14 protein-coding genes are annotated in these 17,119 nt (G+C 52.9%); 7 read left to right on the top strand and 7 right to left on the bottom strand.

Annotation, left to right across the window (positions count from 1 at the left end):
* Positions 1-76 precede the first annotated feature (76 nt).
* Entirely contained in the window at positions 77-880 is an 804-nt protein-coding gene (locus LX87_RS05865) for a DUF3108 domain-containing protein (protein ID WP_111627505.1), read from the top strand.
* Here LX87_RS05865 and LX87_RS05860 read toward each other — a convergent pair.
* The 3 genes from LX87_RS05860 to dnaA form a co-directional block, all read right to left on the bottom strand.
* Positions 848-1,909, bottom strand: coding sequence for a GNAT family N-acetyltransferase (locus LX87_RS05860; RefSeq protein WP_111627199.1), 1,062 nt, complete (start codon positions 1,907-1,909; stop codon positions 848-850). The genes LX87_RS05865 and LX87_RS05860 overlap by 33 nt on opposite strands.
* Positions 1,906-2,865 carry a GNAT family N-acetyltransferase gene (locus LX87_RS05855; protein ID WP_111627198.1) on the bottom strand — a complete coding sequence of 320 codons (960 nt, stop codon included), beginning with the start codon at positions 2,863-2,865 and terminating at the stop codon, positions 1,906-1,908. The genes LX87_RS05860 and LX87_RS05855 overlap by 4 nt, the downstream gene beginning before the upstream one ends.
* Before the next feature lie 80 nt (positions 2,866-2,945).
* Positions 2,946-4,355, bottom strand: a complete 1,410-nt coding sequence (gene dnaA / locus LX87_RS05850; RefSeq protein ID WP_111627504.1) for a chromosomal replication initiator protein DnaA — start codon at positions 4,353-4,355, stop codon at positions 2,946-2,948.
* Positions 4,356-4,778: 423 nt separating this feature from the next.
* On the opposite strand from dnaA, the gene LX87_RS05845 reads away from it, so the two are divergent.
* Positions 4,779-6,155: a methylmalonyl-CoA mutase family protein gene (locus LX87_RS05845; RefSeq protein ID WP_229310554.1), complete on the top strand. Its 1,377-nt coding sequence runs from the start codon at positions 4,779-4,781 to the stop codon at positions 6,153-6,155.
* Between the two features lie 19 nt (positions 6,156-6,174).
* Positions 6,175-8,349, top strand: a complete 2,175-nt coding sequence (scpA, locus tag LX87_RS05840; RefSeq protein WP_111627197.1) for a methylmalonyl-CoA mutase — start codon at positions 6,175-6,177, stop codon at positions 8,347-8,349.
* A gap of 188 nt (positions 8,350-8,537) precedes the next feature.
* Here scpA and LX87_RS05835 read toward each other — a convergent pair whose 3' ends face one another.
* Positions 8,538-8,978, bottom strand: coding sequence for a WapI family immunity protein (locus LX87_RS05835; protein WP_111627196.1), 441 nt, complete (start codon positions 8,976-8,978; stop codon positions 8,538-8,540).
* A gap of 394 nt (positions 8,979-9,372) precedes the next feature.
* Between LX87_RS05835 and LX87_RS05830 the strand changes: the two genes are divergently transcribed.
* Both LX87_RS05830 and LX87_RS05825 read left to right on the top strand, forming a co-directional pair.
* The gene (locus tag LX87_RS05830; RefSeq protein ID WP_111627195.1) at positions 9,373-9,750 is read left to right on the top strand and encodes a response regulator; all 378 of its coding nucleotides are present in this window, start codon (positions 9,373-9,375) and stop codon (positions 9,748-9,750) included.
* A gap of 67 nt (positions 9,751-9,817) precedes the next feature.
* Entirely contained in the window at positions 9,818-10,579 is a 762-nt protein-coding gene (locus LX87_RS05825) for an MBL fold metallo-hydrolase (protein WP_111627194.1), read from the top strand.
* An 11-nt stretch (positions 10,580-10,590) separates the two neighbouring features.
* Here the strand turns inward: LX87_RS05825 and LX87_RS05820 are convergent, their stop codons facing one another.
* On the bottom strand, positions 10,591-11,778 hold the full coding sequence (locus tag LX87_RS05820; protein WP_111627193.1) for an AGE family epimerase/isomerase: 1,188 nt from the start codon (positions 11,776-11,778) through the stop codon (positions 10,591-10,593).
* Positions 11,779-11,904: 126 nt separating this feature from the next.
* Complete coding sequence (locus LX87_RS05815) at positions 11,905-12,165, bottom strand: hypothetical protein (RefSeq protein WP_111627192.1); 261 nt, start codon at positions 12,163-12,165, stop codon at positions 11,905-11,907.
* 90 nt (positions 12,166-12,255) lie between these two features.
* Between LX87_RS05815 and LX87_RS05810 the strand changes: the two genes are divergently transcribed.
* A complete protein-coding gene (locus tag LX87_RS05810) occupies positions 12,256-13,869 on the top strand; it encodes an NFACT RNA binding domain-containing protein (protein WP_111627191.1) in 1,614 nt (537 codons plus the stop codon).
* Positions 13,870-13,958: 89 nt separating this feature from the next.
* Complete coding sequence (locus LX87_RS05805) at positions 13,959-16,610, top strand: DUF7133 domain-containing protein (RefSeq protein WP_111627190.1); 2,652 nt, start codon at positions 13,959-13,961, stop codon at positions 16,608-16,610.
* 56 nt (positions 16,611-16,666) lie between these two features.
* On the opposite strand, the gene LX87_RS05800 is transcribed toward LX87_RS05805, so the two are convergent.
* Positions 16,667-17,113: a VOC family protein gene (locus LX87_RS05800; RefSeq protein WP_229310553.1), complete on the bottom strand. Its 447-nt coding sequence runs from the start codon at positions 17,111-17,113 to the stop codon at positions 16,667-16,669.
* Positions 17,114-17,119: the final 6 nt, after the last annotated feature.

Here is a 17,119-nt window from a genome sequence, read left to right as displayed (position 1 = left end):
TTGTCGGTTCATGCGTTTATTGTAATAAATAGCTATCTCTAATCCTGAACTTTGCGAGGCCATGGGTCAAGCGATTATGAAAAAAGTTATTGTCATCCTGTCCATCATAACCACCGCTGCCTTATCACAGGTGGCGCTGAAACCGGAGAATGCGTACCGACGCGTCAACAATACCAGCTTTGGAACCGGCGAACACCTGGAGTACAAGGTCCATTACGGTATTTTTAACGCAGCCGAAGCCACGGTTGATGTTGCGCCGACGGTTTATAAAGTCAACGAACGCCCCTGCTACCGGGTCAATGTCTACGGTCGCACGGTGGGTGCGTTTGACCTGATCACCCGTATTCGGAATACATGGCGGTCTTACATTGATACGACGGCAATTTTGCCGCAGAAATTTTTCCTGCACGTTGAAGAAGGCAACCACCGCAAGGAAGAAAACGTTACCTTCAACCACTTCGCCAATACCGTTCGGTCGGAGGAAAAAACCGAGAAGGACGTGTTTAAAGTGCCCGATAACGTCCACGACGTCATCAGCGGCTATTATTACCTCCGGACCATTGATTTCAATCGGGTTAATACCGGCCAGGTGATTGAAGTACCCGCGTTTTTTGACGATCAGGTGTACAACATGAAGGTGCGGTATCGAGGCCGGGAGGTCATCAAAACCAAGTTTGGCCACATCAACGTGCTTAAACTCAATCCGCTGTTGCCGGAAAACAAATTGTTTAAAGGGGAAGATGCCATTAAAATCTGGGTGTCCGATGACGCAAACAAAATTCCGGTGAAGGTAGAAGTCGAATTGTGGGTTGGCTCCATGGAAATGGACCTGAAAAATCACGCCGGTTTACGAAACGAACTGAAGTTTTTTAAACGCTAATGATAACGGGCTTCGGCCCGTTTTTTTTACCCAATTGGCTCCCAAATCGCGCATCAGCGTCCGGGCGTACGTCAGCAGCCGGGGCAAACGGTTGTACGAAATCTCGGTGTAAAACCGGCTTTCGGCCCCGAAACTCTGGTAGTAGGCCTTGACCGATTCGGCCCCCACGGCGGGGCTTTCAAAATCAAATTCCAGCGGTTTCCCGGCCCATTCCTCCACCAGCCGGTTGATCATCCACAACCGGGCCTGCTGCTTCCGCCCGCTAACCGACGCGCCGTTAAAAAGGTAAATGATGCGGTTATGATCCACCACAAACACCCCACCGGCTTCCGGTGATTCGGCTCCTTCTTTTCGGGCCATCCAGATCCGGACCAAACCGCGCTGGTGCAGCTCATCGACGGCATGGGCAAAGCGGTCGTAAATCGTTAAATCCAGGTCGATACCGCCAACGGCTTTTTCCTCGTTGTGGGTGCGGTGCAATTGAATCAACGGCCGCACATCCGAACGTTCCTCCACCACCCAACCCGTATTCCGTGCGCGGTTGAGGTTCGTTTTCCGGTCCGTTGCGTACCCCTGATAAATTTCAGCGTAGGGTTTGTTTAACGGCAATACGTGATTGCTCCGTTTAATGACCTGTAACCCATCCGGAAAGCAAAGTTCGTGCTCATTTTTCTCGTTGAACCGATACGAAACCACCCACTTGAAGCGCCGGTTCAACCGCTGCCAGAAATAGGAAAAAACCGTTTTCAGATCAACACCGTCCCGGCTGAAAACGCCCAGTTGCTGGCAATAATCAGGCTGGAAAACATACCGAATACCGTACTTCGTTTTGTAAACAACCGGCATTACGGCCACATACCGCCCCTGATTTTCGGCCACGATACCGCCCCAGTGCGGGGCCTTGTCGCCGGTCGTGAGGGCGTCCAAATACCACGAAGCCGCGTAAACCAACCGCTGCGTCGACGCATTTACGCAATCATCCCAGCGATCCGGATCAAGGGCAGGGCGGTCGAGGTAACGAATTGTCATCGAAGCAGAAGGGTTTGGTGCAGCCGCTTTTTGATCTGGTGCAAAAACCGCATCGGCCCCGGTAACCGATTGCTCACCAGCCGGACATACGGCTCCGGCCCGGCCCCAAACCCCCGGTTAAAAGCCGCCAGACTGTCTACTTCCGGACTTTCGAAATCAAACCAGATGGATTGTCCGGCGTACTCCCGGATAAACTGATCCAGAATCACGGTTCGGGCACTGCCTTTTCGACCTTCCGGACTGGCCGAACAAAACAGGTGAATCACGCGGTTTACATCCGTCACCAGCAGGTTACCCGCTTCTACCCGGCCGTTTCGCTGCGCCACCCGAATGCGAACCTGCTGCCGCTCCTGCAATACCGCCACCAACCGCTGAAGTTTCGCGTAAGCGTCGGATGCCACCCGACCAATGCCACCGGTATTGTACGTTCGGAACAACCCGATCAGCGGAGCTATGTCGTCGGTTTCCGTAAATTCCCAGTTCTGCCGCAAACCGTGTCTGAGGTTCCATTTCTGCCCTTTCGAATACCCGGCAGCCAGTTCGGTATACGGTTTTTGCAGATTCAGCACGTGGTTGGTCATCGGAATCAGTTGCCCCGCTTCGGCCGTCAGGCCGGGCATGTTGGCGGCCTGAAACTGGTAGGAAGGAATGTAGCGAACGTGTTGATACAGCGTGTGCAGAAAGCGGGTCAATACCGTTGCGTCGGGCGTTTCATGAAGGGCAAATACGCCTAACTGGTGACAAAAGAGAGGCTGAATGACGGCTTTCACACCGTACCGCCAACGAACGGGCAACGGCATCACCCGTTCATAATCACCTTCCACGAGGAGTTCCCAGCCCGGCGTTACCACATCCAGATACCACGAAAACGCATAGATCAGCCGTTGCGGGGAATACGCAATGCAACGGTCGTAGGCAGTAACGTCAATCTGATTGCGGGACAGGTAGCGGACCAACGAGCGGATCGGTTTATCGTTTCTTGTTCAGAGTGACCGGAACCCATTAAGTCACTTACCGGAAACGATACCGACAAACTTTATTTTAGCGAGCCTTTCAGTTTTTCGACGGTTTCCCGGATTTGGGGGTTGTTGCTGACCAGATCGCTGATGGTCTGGATGGCGTGAATAACCGTGCTATGATCGCGGCCACCGAAGTGGTAACCAATTGATTTCAGTGACAATTCCGTCTGTTCTTTTGCCAGAAACATGGCAATCTGACGCGGAAAAACGGCTTCTTTTTTCCGGCTTTTGCTTTTCAGGTCGGCCACGGTGATGTTGAAATGCGCAGCGACTACGTCCTGAACGGTATCGATGGTTACTTCTTTATCCGAATCGATAACGATGTTGCGGAGGGTATTTCGGGCCAGATCGAGGTCAATTTCCCGGCGGTTGAGCGACGCCTGGGCCATCAGCGACACAATGACGCCTTCCAGCTCCCGAACGTTCGTATTGATGCTATGCGCCAGGTATTCAATCACATTATGCTCAATAAAAATCCCTTCGGCCTGTAGTTTTTTCTGGATGATTGCCGTCCGCGTTTCCAGGTCCGGCTGTTGCAGGTCCGCCGTCAATCCCTGCTTGAACCGCGACTGAAGCCGGTCCTGCATGCCCTGCAAATCGCGGGGAGCCCGGTCGGAAGTCATGATAATCTGCTTCTTGGCGCCGTGCAGGTGGTTGAAAATGTGGAAGAACGTCTCCTGCGTTTTTTCTTTTCCCGCCCAGAACTGCACATCGTCGATGATCAACACATCAACCTGCATGTAAAAACTCATGAAGTCGCGCAGTGAATCGGTCCGGATGGCGTTGATAAACTGGGTCGTAAACTTCTCGGAGGAAACGTACAGGACAAACTTATCCTGGTTGTTATTCTTGATATAATTGCCGACGGCCTGCACCAGGTGGGTCTTTCCCAAACCAACGCCCCCGTAAATCATCAGCGGATTGAAAGCCGTCGTGCCCGGATTCTGCGCAATGGCAAAGCCCGCCGAACGGCCCAGCCGGTTGCAATCGCCCTCTATAAAATTATCAAACGTGTAGGCCGGGTTCAGGTACGAATCCAGTTGCAGCGAGTCCAGATCCTTCATTTCGAACGGACTCTTCAGAATATCGGCATCTACATTGTCGGGTTTGGCGGTTTGGGGCGATTTTGTCGTTGGCACATTCACCGTCAGCGGTTTACTGCTTTCGTCGCCTTTATCGACAATAATGGAGTATTGTAACTGGCCGTGGCGCCCAATGGCAAAGTCAAGTGCTTTCCGGAGCAAATGAACATAGTTTTCCTCCAGCCATTCGTAGAAGAACTGGCTCGGAACCTGGATGGTTAGTTCGCTGCCATTCAGGCGCAGGGGAACGATTGGCTCAAACCAGGTCCGAAAACTCTGGTCTGAAACGTTCTCCTGGATTACCTGCAGGCAACGGTTCCAGACCGTCACTGCTTCGCGTTGTATGCCGGGTACGGGTATGCTCACTGTTACATTTTGCCTATTCAAAAGCCAATTACCCGAGGATAGTTAGCCCGGTGGGTTAAAAAAGGGAGACAAAAGTAGGAAAAAAATCAGAGCGGACAAGACCGATTGTCAACTCTGGTAGGATAAAAATACAGGCAAAATTTTTGTTGGTCAAGCCATAAAAATAGATTATGGGAATAATGCAACCCCATCCGCAACGGCTCCCTCCGCTCCTGTGACGTTCCTCTAAAAAGACCTAACTTTGGAAAAAAGACTGGATGATATAAGGGGGACCGGGATAAGACGAGTCAGCGTTTTTTTGGTTAAGGACAAGTATATAGCTAGTAAATTAACCGGATGACAACGCTTTCAATCCTTAAGACTACCCTTTGTAACCATCCAGCCATTTAAGTATCAAGAACCATGCCCGATCTTAATCTAGAAGCGTTGTTTCCGCCGGTTTCAAAAGCGCAGTGGACGCAGCAGGTGGTTGCTGACCTGAAAGGAAAACCCTTTGAATCCCTGAAACGGATGAGTCCGGAAGGTTTTGAACGAGAGCCTTTCTATACCGCTGAAGACCGCGACCGGCTGCCCCTTGCAACGGACCCAATCATAGCGAACCAGTCGCCGGGCTGGCTGAACGTGCCCCGAATACAGTTTCATTCCGTGAGTGATACCAATACCGTTCTGCGCGATGCGCTGGCCAAAGGAGCCGACGGTCTGCTGCTGGATCTGACCAGCTTCAACATGGCCGAACTGGATTGGAAACGGCTGCTGAACGGTCTGAAACTGAGCGAAACACCCGTCTGGTTTCAAACCGACGGCCCGGCAGAGACGCTGGTGGCGCCCCTGCTAGAACTGCTGCCCTACCAACTAAAAGGCGGTATTATTGCGGAACCTTTCTCTCCTTATCTTCGGTCTGGCGCGCCCCCCGGTGAAAGCCTTGCGCAACTGGCGGAAGCTACCCGCCGGACGCTGGATTCGCCCCAGTTCCGGACCATTACCGTGAGCAGCCACGTTTTCCATAACGCCGGAGCCAACGCCACGCAGGAACTGGCTTTTCTGCTGAACACGGCCGTCGATCTCTACGATTCGCTGACCGACGCCGGTTTGTCCGTTGAGTCACTGCTCTCCAAAACCATGCTCTCGGTTTCGGTCGGTACGAGTTATTTCACCGAAATCGCCAAACTCCGCGCCCTGCGTGTTCTCTGGCAACGCCTTATAAGTGGTTACCAATCATCGTCTATCGTTCATTCCTTATTTCTACACGGCCAAACTTCCACCTTTCACGACGCTACGGCTACGCCCTATACGAACCTGCTCCGGGGTACGACAGAAGCGATGGCGGCCGTAATCGGTGGCTGCGATGCGCTAACCGTTCATCCGTATGATACGGTTTTTGGTGAACCCAATGCGTTTTCGAGCCGCATCGCCCGTAACATTTCGATTCTGCTCAAAGAAGAAGCGCATCTGGACAAAACGCTCGATCCGGCGGCCGGTTCGTATTACCTCGAAACCCTGACGCATCAGTTGGCCGAATCGGCCTGGGCGTTGTTTCTGGCGGTAGAAAACCGGGGCGGTTTGCAAAAGGCGTTTGAGCAGGGCTTTATTCAGAACGAGATCGAAACAGCGTACCAGGCCAACGTGGAAGCCGTCAGAAACGGGCGGGTTCTGGTGGGAGTGACGAAGTTCCGGATGGATGAAGAATCGGCTGCCACTCCCATCCGTCAGCCCGACGACTCTTCAACCAGCACCGTCCAGGTTTTACCCGAACGCCGGTTGGCGGCCCCCTTTGAATAAACTTTACCCGAACACCGTTATGCGCCCTGATTTTAAAACCACACCCAGTCAACCACCCGCCGATCCACCTTCTGTGGCCTCCTCGGCCCGCTCGGTTGTTACCGCCGAAGGCATCCGAATCAAACCACAGTATGGTCCCCAGGACCTCGCCAATGCCCAGCATCTGGGCTCCGTAGCCGGGATTCCGCCGTTTTTGCGCGGGCCGTACAGCAGTATGTATGTGACGCAGCCGTGGACCATTCGCCAGTACGCCGGTTTTTCGACCGCCGAAGAATCGAATGCTTTTTACCGCCGGAATCTGGCAGCCGGACAGAAAGGACTTTCCGTAGCGTTCGACCTGGCAACACACCGGGGCTACGATTCCGATCATCCGCGGGTGGTTGGTGATGTGGGAAAAGCCGGGGTTGCCATCGATACCGTCGAGGATATGAAGATTCTGTTCGACCAGATTCCGCTCGATCAGATGTCGGTGTCGATGACCATGAACGGGGCCGTGATTCCGATTATGGCGTTTTACATCGTGGCCGCCGAGGAGCAGGGCGTGCGGCCCGAACAGTTGTCGGGCACCATCCAGAACGATATTCTGAAGGAGTTTATGGTGCGAAACACCTACATCTACCCGCCCGAACCGTCGATGCGGATCATCGGTGATATTTTTGCCTACACGAGCCGCCACATGCCGAAGTTCAATTCCATCAGCATCAGCGGTTACCACATGCACGAAGCAGGCGCTCCGGCGCAACTGGAATTGGCCTACACACTGGCCGACGGCCTGGAATACATCCGAACGGGGTTGAAAGCCGGAATGAACATTGACGACTTTGCACCCCGTTTGTCTTTTTTCTGGGGCATCGGCATGAATCACTTCATGGAAATTGCCAAGATGCGGGCTGCCCGGGTTTTGTGGGCCGCGCTGGTCAAGCCGTTTCATCCGAAGAACCCAAAATCACTGGCGCTGCGGACGCACTGCCAGACCAGCGGGTACAGCCTGACCGAACAGGACCCGTTTAACAACGTGGCCCGGACCTGCGTGGAAGCCCTGGCGGCCGTCCTGGGACATACCCAATCGCTGCACACCAACTCCCTGGACGAAGCCATTGCGCTGCCCACCGACTTTTCGGCCCGGATTGCCCGCAATACGCAGCTTTATCTGCAACACGAAACCGATATTACCGCCGTGGTGGATCCGTGGGGCGGTTCGTATTACGTTGAATCCCTGACCGATCAGTTGATTCAGAAAGCCTGGTCGTTGATTCAGGAGGTAGAAACACTCGGCGGCATGACCAAAGCCATCGAAACCGGTTTGCCCAAGCTCCGCATCGAAGAAGCAGCCGCCCGCAAACAGGCCCGGATTGATGCCGGGAAAGACGTGATTGTGGGTGTGAACAAATACCGTTCTGAAGCAGCCACCGCACTCGAATTGCTGGAAGTAGATAATCAGGCCGTCCGGGAAGCGCAGATCAGGCGGATCAACGAAGTAAAGGCGAACCGGAATCAGGAACAGGTTGAAGCCGCACTGGCTACGATTACGGAAGCCGCCGGTTTAGACCGTACCGCCGGGCTACCCGAATCCGGCTTTGCCACCAACCTGCTGGTCCTTGCCATCGAAGCCGCCCGGCACCGGGCCACCTTGGGCGAAATTTCATACGCTATGGAAAAGGCATTTAACCGACACAAAGCTACGATTAGGGCCGTATCAGGCATTTATTCCGCGGAAGTATCCGACGATGAAAATTTCCGGCTGGCCCGCCAGTTAACCGACCGCTTTGCCGAACGCGATGGTCGTCGCCCCCGCATTCTGGTCGCCAAAATGGGTCAGGATGGCCACGACCGGGGGGCCAAGGTCATTGCCACGAGCTTTGCCGATCTGGGCTTTGATGTAGACATGGGGCCGTTGTTTCAGACGCCCGCGGAAGTGGCCCGGCAAGCCGCAGAAAACGATGTGCATATTGTCGGGGTGTCGAGCCTGGCCGCCGGGCATAAAACGCTGGTACCCCAACTGATTGATGAACTGAAAAAAATTGGTCGCGACGATATTGTGGTCATTGCCGGGGGCGTAATTCCGGCGCAGGATTACCAGTTTCTGTACGATGCGGGCGTCAAAGGCGTTTTCGGACCCGGGACGGTTATTTCCGTAGCGGCTCAGAAAATCCTCCGGGAATTGATGCCCGATCTGAATGCAGAGAACCCGTAACTGGCGATCCGGTTAAAGGAAATAACGGTATACGGGCATTGCTGGCCCGGTAATTCGCTCATTTGTTGACTCGTAAGTTGGTGTTTACTATCCGGATGGTCAGGGAACGTAGTAAGCGGATGCGGTTGTGAATCAGCCGGAAAACCGGCATTTCCAATTATTTCTTTCTGGACAGGCCCGAACCGGTTTTAAGCCCGCACCGGAAAAAGGTTTAGTTGCTTTTCCAGATCGTAGATGGCGTGTTCCAGTTCATCATTGTCCGGCATGACGGGCAACCAGAACGGTTTTGAACTGTCGTCGTACCAGTCGGGCGTCGCTTCCTGATCGAGTTTGATGCCAAACTGGTAACGATTAATGTCACTTGACGCATAGCGGAAACCCAGACACGGTTCTACAAACGAAAGCCGGGGCGACAACTGCCGCCGGGACACCACCGAGCGCATCCATTGAATCAGCAGCTCAATTTCCCAGGTGGATAACAGGGGCGCCGTTGTGGTGTATTCCTTATTTTGGTAACGAGTTTTCAGACTAACCAGTAGCCAGTTGCGATCCATAAAATACTGTGAATCGCTATACTCGTAATCCAGAATATTCAATTCAAAAGAAGAATCAGGGCCAGTTAATTTCATGGGTTAGAAGGTCAACCGAACTGCCGGAAACAGGTCGCATTAGAAGACTACAAATTGCGTGGAATACGTTGGCACTGGGCAGCTATCGCAAAGGGAAACAGAGGCAGCAGAAAAAATCTGTTCGTCAGCGTTTTATTGGATAGCCATTAAGAGACTGGCAATGGTACACGTCATAAAGCATAGTAAAAATACAAAATCATCTGGATTTAGTATTAACTACATATTAAAAAATTTACCGGACAATGAAATAATTCAAATTCACCCTGTTACTGCCGCCAAAAATCAATTAAGTGGGACAGGATACGAACATTTTTTTTGTCTTATTGGAATAGTCGTTAATTTCACCTGTCCAAATTTTCTGTGAAGGTTTAGTTCACCACAAGCCATTGACTTTATGTCTACCAAACGAGTACTGATTGCCGAAGACAGCTCCGTTATCCAGAACCTAGCCCGTAAAATTCTCGAGTTTCAGAATTACGACATCACTTCCGTCAAAAACGGGGAGCAGGTCATGCAGATTCTGGAGAAAGAAGATTTCAGCATCATCCTGCTGGATATTAATATGCCCGTGATGGATGGAATGGAATGCGTACGCCGGGTGCGGGCGCTGGCCGATAAGGAAAAAGCCAATATCCCCGTTGTTGCCATTACCGGTAATGCCAAAAATTACACGGAAGAAGAGTTCAAAACCGCTGGTTTCAACGATGTGCTGGTGAAACCCCTGAACTTCGACCGGTTGGTGGAGGTTGTCAATCAGCTTACTGATAAATAAGGATTGAACGAGTGAGGGACGGCAGGATTGGAAATCACTCCCTCACTCCCTCACTCCCTCATTCCTTATGATTGTTACCTTACTCGGAACCGGAACCTCCTCCGGTGTGCCCTTGATTGGCTGTACGTGTGAAGTATGCCGTTCGATTGACTTCCGGGACAAACGGCTGCGGACTTCGATTCACCTCGCCGTCGGGGGCAAAAGCTTCGTCGTTGATACCGGTCCGGATTTTCGCCAGCAGATGCTGCGCGCAGGCATCCGGCATCTGGATGCCGTTCTGTTCACGCACGAGCACAAAGATCATACCGCCGGGCTGGACGAAGTTCGGGCCTACAATTTTCTTCAGCGGCAGGATATTCCCGTCTACGCCCACAAACGGGTACTCACGCAGCTCCAGACTGAGTTTGCGTACATTTTTGCGGAAAAGAAGTACCCCGGTATTCCGCGCCTTCAACTCAACGAAATCAACAACGAACCCTTTGAACTTGAAGGGGTGCCGATCATCCCCATCGACGTGTTGCACCACCGGCTGCCGGTTTTTGGCTACCGCATCCAGAATTTTACCTACCTGACCGACCTTAACTACATTTCCGATCAGGAGCTGGAAAAGGTCTACGGAACCGAAGTTCTGCTGCTGGACGCGCTGCAAATCGAACCGCATATCTCCCATTTCACACTCGATCAGGCCATTGCCCTGGTGGAGCGGATTCAGCCGGAGAAAGCGTATTTCATTCACATCAGCCACAAACTGGGCCTGCACCGCGAGGTGGAAAAGCGGTTGCCCGAATCCATGCGCCTGGGCTACGACGGGTTGAAAATCTCGCTCTGACGCCCCGCAACTTACCCCAGTCGGTCCACCATTTCGATGCACGCCCGGCCGTTGTGGTACGGGCATTTCCACATACTGATTTTGGTATTCCCGAGAACTTTGTGGTTTTCGTCGATGCCGCTGTACCACTCGCCGTTCTTCCGGTCGAGCATATATTCCTTAATAAACACCCAGTTTTTCAGCGACTTGTCCAGAAACTGCTTTTCCTTCGTAAGCTGGTAAGCGTTCATGAAACCCACCATCGATTCGGCCATGACCCACCACGAGCGTTCGCGGTTCAGGTGCTTTTCCTTCGGATCATATTCGTAGTTCATCCCCCCATCGGCTTCCAGACCCGTAGCGGCCGCCCGCGCCATTTTAACCGACAGGGCCTTAATTTTTTTAATCAGCGCTTCGTCGTGCAGAGCCTCGGCCGATTCGACCAGCAGCCACGACGCTTCAATGTCGTGTCCGTAGGAAATAGCGGTTTTTCGGACGTTCCAGTTGTCGTCCATGAACAGGTTCATGCGGTACGTTTTCGGATCGACAATGTGCTTTTCGAACATATCAATCAGCCCACGGATTTGCCCATTCAGCCCTTTATCCGGCCAGGCTCGGTACAGGTTCGTAAAGGCCTCCAGAATATGGAGGTGCGTATTCATGGTTTTACTTTCCTGATTTTCTTTTTTGCTGATGATGTACTCATCGGCCATCTCCGACCAGTCGCGGGTCAGGCATTCGTAAAAACCGCCCCGTTTCGGATCGTAGGCGTGTTTAATCATCAGACCGTAGATTTCTTTCGCAAAATCCAGCGCGGGCTGGTGTTTGCTGGCGCGGTAATATTCGCTCAAGCCGTAGATAGCAAACGCCTGACCGTACTGCTGCTTGAACGTTTGGAGCGGTTCGCCCTTGTAATCGACCGACCAGTAGACTCCGCCGTGTTCTTTATCCCGGAAATACCGCTCGATGTAGTTGTAGGCCCGCTCGGCGTACGGCAGGTATTCGTCGTGCTGCATGTGCCGGGCGGCGGCCGAAAATGTCCAGACAATGCGGCTGTTGAGCACAATGCCTTTGGCAGCATCGGTTTTCGGTACGTTCTGATAATCAACCTGGCCGTAATAACCGCCCCCGACCGGATCGGGACCGTATTTCTGCCAATACGCCAGAATGTCTTTCAGCTCCTGGTTAAGTTCTTGTCGGGTTGTTCGCAGGTCGAACATAGCGGGTTTAGTAAAAATGAAAAAAGGAATATTGATTAGTAAATATCGAATTACGAAGTGAAATATTCTACTTCGGCTTCCATATTTCCTGATCAATATTCCTTCCTACCGTTTATGGGCCGCTTCTTAATTACCCGAATCACTGCCGCTCCGCGAACTGCTATGCCCACTGTGTCCGTGTCCTCCGCGTTCTTCCTGCAATTCGGCTTTGGTTTTCTGAGTGTGGTCTTCGTCGGGTCCTTCTTTGGCTTTATTCTGGTTAGAACGCATCTTCTCCATGTTAGTCGTCATGGCGGAAGTATCGCGTGCTTCGTAGTTGCGGGTTCGCTTCGAATTAGCTTGTTTGTCGTTTGAACCCGGCTGGTCGGTCGTTTTGTTATTTGCCATGGCCTTGGTTAATTTAGTGATAAAGGTTAACCCACCGGCAGCCGCAATTGTTCGGATGAGTATGTTTGTGGATTCATAACTCGTTCGCCTGTGCACACCAATTATTATTTCCTTCGTCAGCTTGCGCCAGCCCTCCAGCCACACCTGAATGGCCTGAAATTCATGGAATGTTTCAGTCAGGACCGCGACGAACTGGTGCTGGTCTTTGCCCAGGCCCGGGGAAAACTCAATTTTTACCGACCTTTTTTTATCAAGGCAACGCTCCGACCGGATTTTTCGGGCCTGCTATTCCCCGAAACCATTCAGCGCGCCCGCTTCAACAGCGTCGATCTGTTTGAAGAATGGTACGACCGGGATGTGCTGGCCGTTCGCTCATTTCTGAACGAGCGATGTCTGGGAATCACGCTTGAAGGGGGGATAACGTTACTGTTCAAGTTTTTCGGAAACCGCCCCAACCTGTTGATTTTTTCGGACGATACCGTCATCGATCTGTTTAATAACAAACTCGTCGCCGATTCGCAATTACTCCTTTCCGGTCTCGACCGCCCCCTCGACCAATCGTGGGACGCCTACACTCGGAATGATTTCGACCACCGGAAGTTGTTTCCGACATTCGGCAAACTCGTCAACGCGTACCTGGAGGAAAACGGGATTCAGCAGAAAGAGCCGCCGGAAAAGTGGCAGTTGATTGGGGGAACCGTTCGGCAACTGGAGCATCCGCAGTACTACCTTACGACTTTCCAGCACAAACCGGCGCTCGCACTCCTGCCCTATGGTGAGCCGATTCGTCAGGAATTTACCGACCCGCTGGCCGCCAGCAACCGGTTTTATTCGGCCATTATGGGTCAGAATACGATGGACCGCGAGAAAGGCGACGCCCTACGGCTGTTGGAAAAACGCCTGAAACGCACACAGGCTTACATCGACACCAACCTGCAACGGCTCATCGATCTGGAGGACGCGGTGAAGAACGAAGAAATTGCCAACATCCTGATGGCCAACCTGCATCAGATTCCCGAAAAACCGGGGTCACGATCGCCCGACGTAGTGGAGCTGGACGACTTTTACCGGAATACGCCCATTAAGATCAAGCTCAAAACGGACCTCAGCCCGCAGAAAAACGCCGAGAATTATTACCGGAAAGCCAAAAACGAAAAAATTGAACGGGACCTGCTGCAACAGCAAATCGACAACCGGGAGCAGGAAGTGGGGCAAATTCAGCAGCAAATCGAAGCCATTCGGCCCATCGAATCGCTGCGGGAATTGCGGAAATACCTCAAAGCCCACCCCATCCTCGACGAGAAAGCCGCCGACGGCACGGCCCCGCTCTTCAAGCAGCTTGTCCATGAGGGTTTTGTCATTCTGATTGGCCGTAATGCTAAAAACAATGATCTGCTTACACAGCAATATGCTTACAAGGACGACCTCTGGCTGCACGCCCGCGACGTTTCGGGTTCGCACGTCATTGTCAAGTATAAAGCCGGAAAACCGTTCCCCAAAACCGTCATCGAGCGGGCTGCGGAGCTGGCGGCCTGGTATTCCAAACGCCGGACCGATTCGCTTTGCCCGGTGATTTATACGCCCAAAAAATTCGTCCGGAAACCCAAAGGGCTGGCCGCCGGTCAGGTGAAAGTAGACAAGGAAGAAGTGGTTCTGGTGGTGCCGCGGGGCGAAGAAGAAAAAAAGCCGTCGGCGGGTCAGTAACCAGTCACAACGACCATTTTTTCATTTTTATTTATCATCTACTTCCCCGAACTTCGTGCAAGTTCCCAAGCTTTTCTTTAAAAATTCCGATGTTAAAAATTTCACTAAGCCTGGTTTACGCCTTTCTGATTCTGCTCACGTTGATGCAGAAACTGGGGGATTCGGAAACCCGTAACCGCCAATCTCTTTCTGGACAACCTGCCCATTTCAAAACCGCCCCGGACGTTCCGGCGGACATTAAGCTGACCAATTTTGCCGGACCGGATTTAACGCCCAGCCCGGCCTGTCTGGCCGTAGCCCCAACCGGCGAGGTATTCGTAGGAGTCGACATGATTGGGTCGCTGGGCAAAACGCCGGGCAAAGGCTACATCATCAAGCTCATCGATAAGGACAACGACGGCAAAGTGGATGAGCACACGAAATTTGCGATGGTCGATAACCCACGTGGTATTCTGCCGGTCCGCGACCAGATTTTTGTGCTGCACACCACGTTCTCGAAAGAAACCGGCAAAGCGTCCGGTATGGATCTGGTGGTGTTTGACGATGCCAACCAGGATGGGGTGGCCGACGGCCCTTCAAAACCGCTCGTTCAGAACATCTGCTCGCCCAAATTTCTCCAAAGCCGGGGCACCGACCACGCCACCAACGGTATTCGGATGGGCATCGACGGCTGGATTTATATTGCCGTGGGCGACTTCGGTTTCCACGAAGCCGTAGACCGCAGCGGCAAGAAACTGACCATGCTTGGCGGTGGTATTGTGCGTGTCCGGCCCGACGGCACCGAAATGGAGATTTATTCGCACGGGATGCGGAACATTTACGACGTGGCCATCGACCCGTACATGAACATTTTCACCCGCGACAACACCAACGACGGCGGGGGCTGGAACATCCGGTTTAGCCACCAGATTCAGTCAGGCGAGTACGGCTACCCGGTTCTATTCAAGCATTTTACCAACGAAATCATCCCCGCGCTGGTGGATGTGGGCGGAGGCTCCGGAACGGGTTCTTTCTTTATGGACGACCCGACCTGGCCCGACCAATACAACCACGTTCCGATGATGGCCGACTGGGGGCGGAGCCAGTTGTATATTCACCGCGTGACGCCGGATGGCCCCAGCTACAAGCAGAAAGAAGAAGAATTTATCAAACTGGCGCAGATTACCGACGTAGACGTGGATGCGTCGGGTCGGATGTACCTCTCGGCCTGGGATGGAGCCGGTTATTCAGGAAACCCGAGCAAAGGGTATGTAGTCCGCGCCGTACCGAACAACTGGACGTATAAAGCGTTCCCGAGCATTAAAAAAGCGTCGGTGAAGGAGTTGACGAAGGTTCTGCAATCCGGTAGCGCCGTTGCCCGGCTGGCGGCTCAGCAGGAACTGCTGACTCGCCCGGCCAAGCAGGTAACCAAAGCCACCTGGAAAATCGCGGCTGATAAAACCGTACCCCTTCACGTCCGCATCGCCGGTATGTACACCTACGCCCAGGTTGCTGGACAGGACGGTATTGAAAATCTGGTCAAGCTGACCACGGAAAACGACATGCGTGAATATGCACTGCGGGCCCTCAGCGACCGGAAACCGTTTGTGTCCAACATCCCCCTCGAACCGTTTATGCAGGCCATGAGCGATCCATCCGAGCGGATTCGGACGGCGGCTACGATTGGGTTGGGCCGTCTGGGTCGTCCGGAAGCCGCTACGGCTTTATTGCAGGTACCGGTTCCGGCTTCGTTCGTTGAACCGGCCAAAGGAACGGAAGGTCCGCACGCGACTCCAAACGCGGCCATTATTCCGCCCCACCTGGCGGTACGGGCGCTGGTTGGTCTGAATGCGGTGGATGCCTGCGTACGGGCCATCGGAACCGGCAATTCGGCGCTGGCACTCTGGGCGTTGCGCTACATACACGATCCCAAAGCCGTAGACGGTTTGATCGCGGCTTACCAGCAAACTAACGACGGAAAACTCAAAAAAGAAATTTTGACTACCGTCGCCCGGCTGTACAAAAAAGAAGCGCCGTACGACGGTTCGTGGTGGTGGGGCACCCGCCCCGATACCCACGGGCCCTACTACAAAGGCATCACCTGGGAATCATCGCCCGCCATCGAGAAGTTTCTGAAAGCCGAATTTGAAAAGTCCGGAGAAGCCGAAAAACCGCTGTTTGCCGATCTGAACAGCCGTCTGCGTCTGGAGATTGCCGACTTTGGGGGTGAAGAAGCCGTGGCTGCGAAAGAAGAAGTTAAAATTGACCTGGAGAAAATCCGCAACCAGAAAGGGCAGATTGGCAAATCGTCGATTGAAGATGTAATGCTGGCGATGGCAAAAATCAAAGGCGATCCGATTAAAGGAAAGGCCCTTTTTGCTCAACAGGGCTGCATTGCCTGCCATAGCCTGTCGAAAAGCGAAACGATGAAAGGCCCGTTTATGGGGCAAATCGGCTCGATCATGAACCGGGAGCAGATTGCCGAATCGATTCTGAAACCCAACGCGTCCATCTCGCAGGGATTCGCAACGGTTCTGATCACGGCCAAAGGCGGTAAAAGCTACACGGGATTTGTGACCGAAGAATCAGCGACGCGCGTGGTGCTGCGGGACATCACGGGTACCGTGACCACACTGAAAGCGGGCGACATCGTTAGCCGGAAGGAAATGGAAACGTCAATGATGCCGAGCGGTCTGGCCGACGCCCTGTCGTATGAGGAATTTGCTTCGTTGATTACGTTCCTGTCGGAACAGAAAAAATAACTGGTTTTGATGATTCCGGCGGCTAATCCGGTCGCCGGAATCATCAAACTAATTTCTTACTTCTTCTTTTCGTTCAGTTCGAACAGATAACCGTCCGGATCGGGAAAATAAATCTGCACCACGCCGTCGAAGCGGACCTGTTTGTGGAATTTGATATTGTGCTGGGTCAGAAACTGTTCAGATTTAGCAATATCATCGACAAACAGCGCAAAATGGCTCCCGTCTTTGTCGTGTACAAAAGAGGCCGTCCGGCCCGCCAGCAAGTGAATCTGCTGCCCGTTCCCAATATCAAACCACGACCGAATTGCCTTTAGATTATCCGGTACCGGAATGGGTTTCAGACCCAGAATTTCGCGGTAAAACTTAGCACTCGTCTGAATGTCCTTAACCTGTAACGCCAGGTGATTATGACCCGCAATCCCGAGCGACTGGGGTTGATTCTGGGCGAAAAGGGTGCTGCCGGTCAACAACAAAGAGGCCATTAAAAGCAATCGTTTCATCATGGTTGG

It is taken from the genome of Larkinella arboricola, from assembly GCF_003259745.1.
GTDB lineage: Bacteria > Bacteroidota > Bacteroidia > Cytophagales > Spirosomataceae > Larkinella > Larkinella arboricola.
The sequence above is the reverse complement of the archived record's forward strand: the minus strand, read 5'-3'. Positions and strand labels throughout refer to the sequence as shown.

Bases quoted from the DNA above. Each gene is read 5' to 3' on its own strand.
- LX87_RS05865 (WP_111627505.1), top strand. From the start codon at position 77: ATGAAAAAAGTTATTGTCATCCTGTCCATCATAACCACCGCTGCCTTA.
- LX87_RS05860 (WP_111627199.1), bottom strand. From the start codon at position 1,909: ATGACAATTCGTTACCTCGACCGCCCTGCCCTTGATCCGGATCGCTGG.
- LX87_RS05845 (WP_229310554.1), top strand. From the start codon at position 4,779: ATGCCCGATCTTAATCTAGAAGCGTTGTTTCCGCCGGTTTCAAAAGCG.
- scpA (WP_111627197.1), top strand. From the start codon at position 6,175: ATGCGCCCTGATTTTAAAACCACACCCAGTCAACCACCCGCCGATCCA.
- LX87_RS05835 (WP_111627196.1), bottom strand. From the start codon at position 8,978: ATGAAATTAACTGGCCCTGATTCTTCTTTTGAATTGAATATTCTGGAT.
- LX87_RS05830 (WP_111627195.1), top strand. From the start codon at position 9,373: ATGTCTACCAAACGAGTACTGATTGCCGAAGACAGCTCCGTTATCCAG.
- LX87_RS05825 (WP_111627194.1), top strand. From the start codon at position 9,818: ATGATTGTTACCTTACTCGGAACCGGAACCTCCTCCGGTGTGCCCTTG.
- LX87_RS05820 (WP_111627193.1), bottom strand. From the start codon at position 11,778: ATGTTCGACCTGCGAACAACCCGACAAGAACTTAACCAGGAGCTGAAA.
- LX87_RS05815 (WP_111627192.1), bottom strand. From the start codon at position 12,165: ATGGCAAATAACAAAACGACCGACCAGCCGGGTTCAAACGACAAACAA.
- LX87_RS05805 (WP_111627190.1), top strand. From the start codon at position 13,959: ATGTTAAAAATTTCACTAAGCCTGGTTTACGCCTTTCTGATTCTGCTC.
- LX87_RS05800 (WP_229310553.1), bottom strand. From the start codon at position 17,113: ATGATGAAACGATTGCTTTTAATGGCCTCTTTGTTGTTGACCGGCAGC.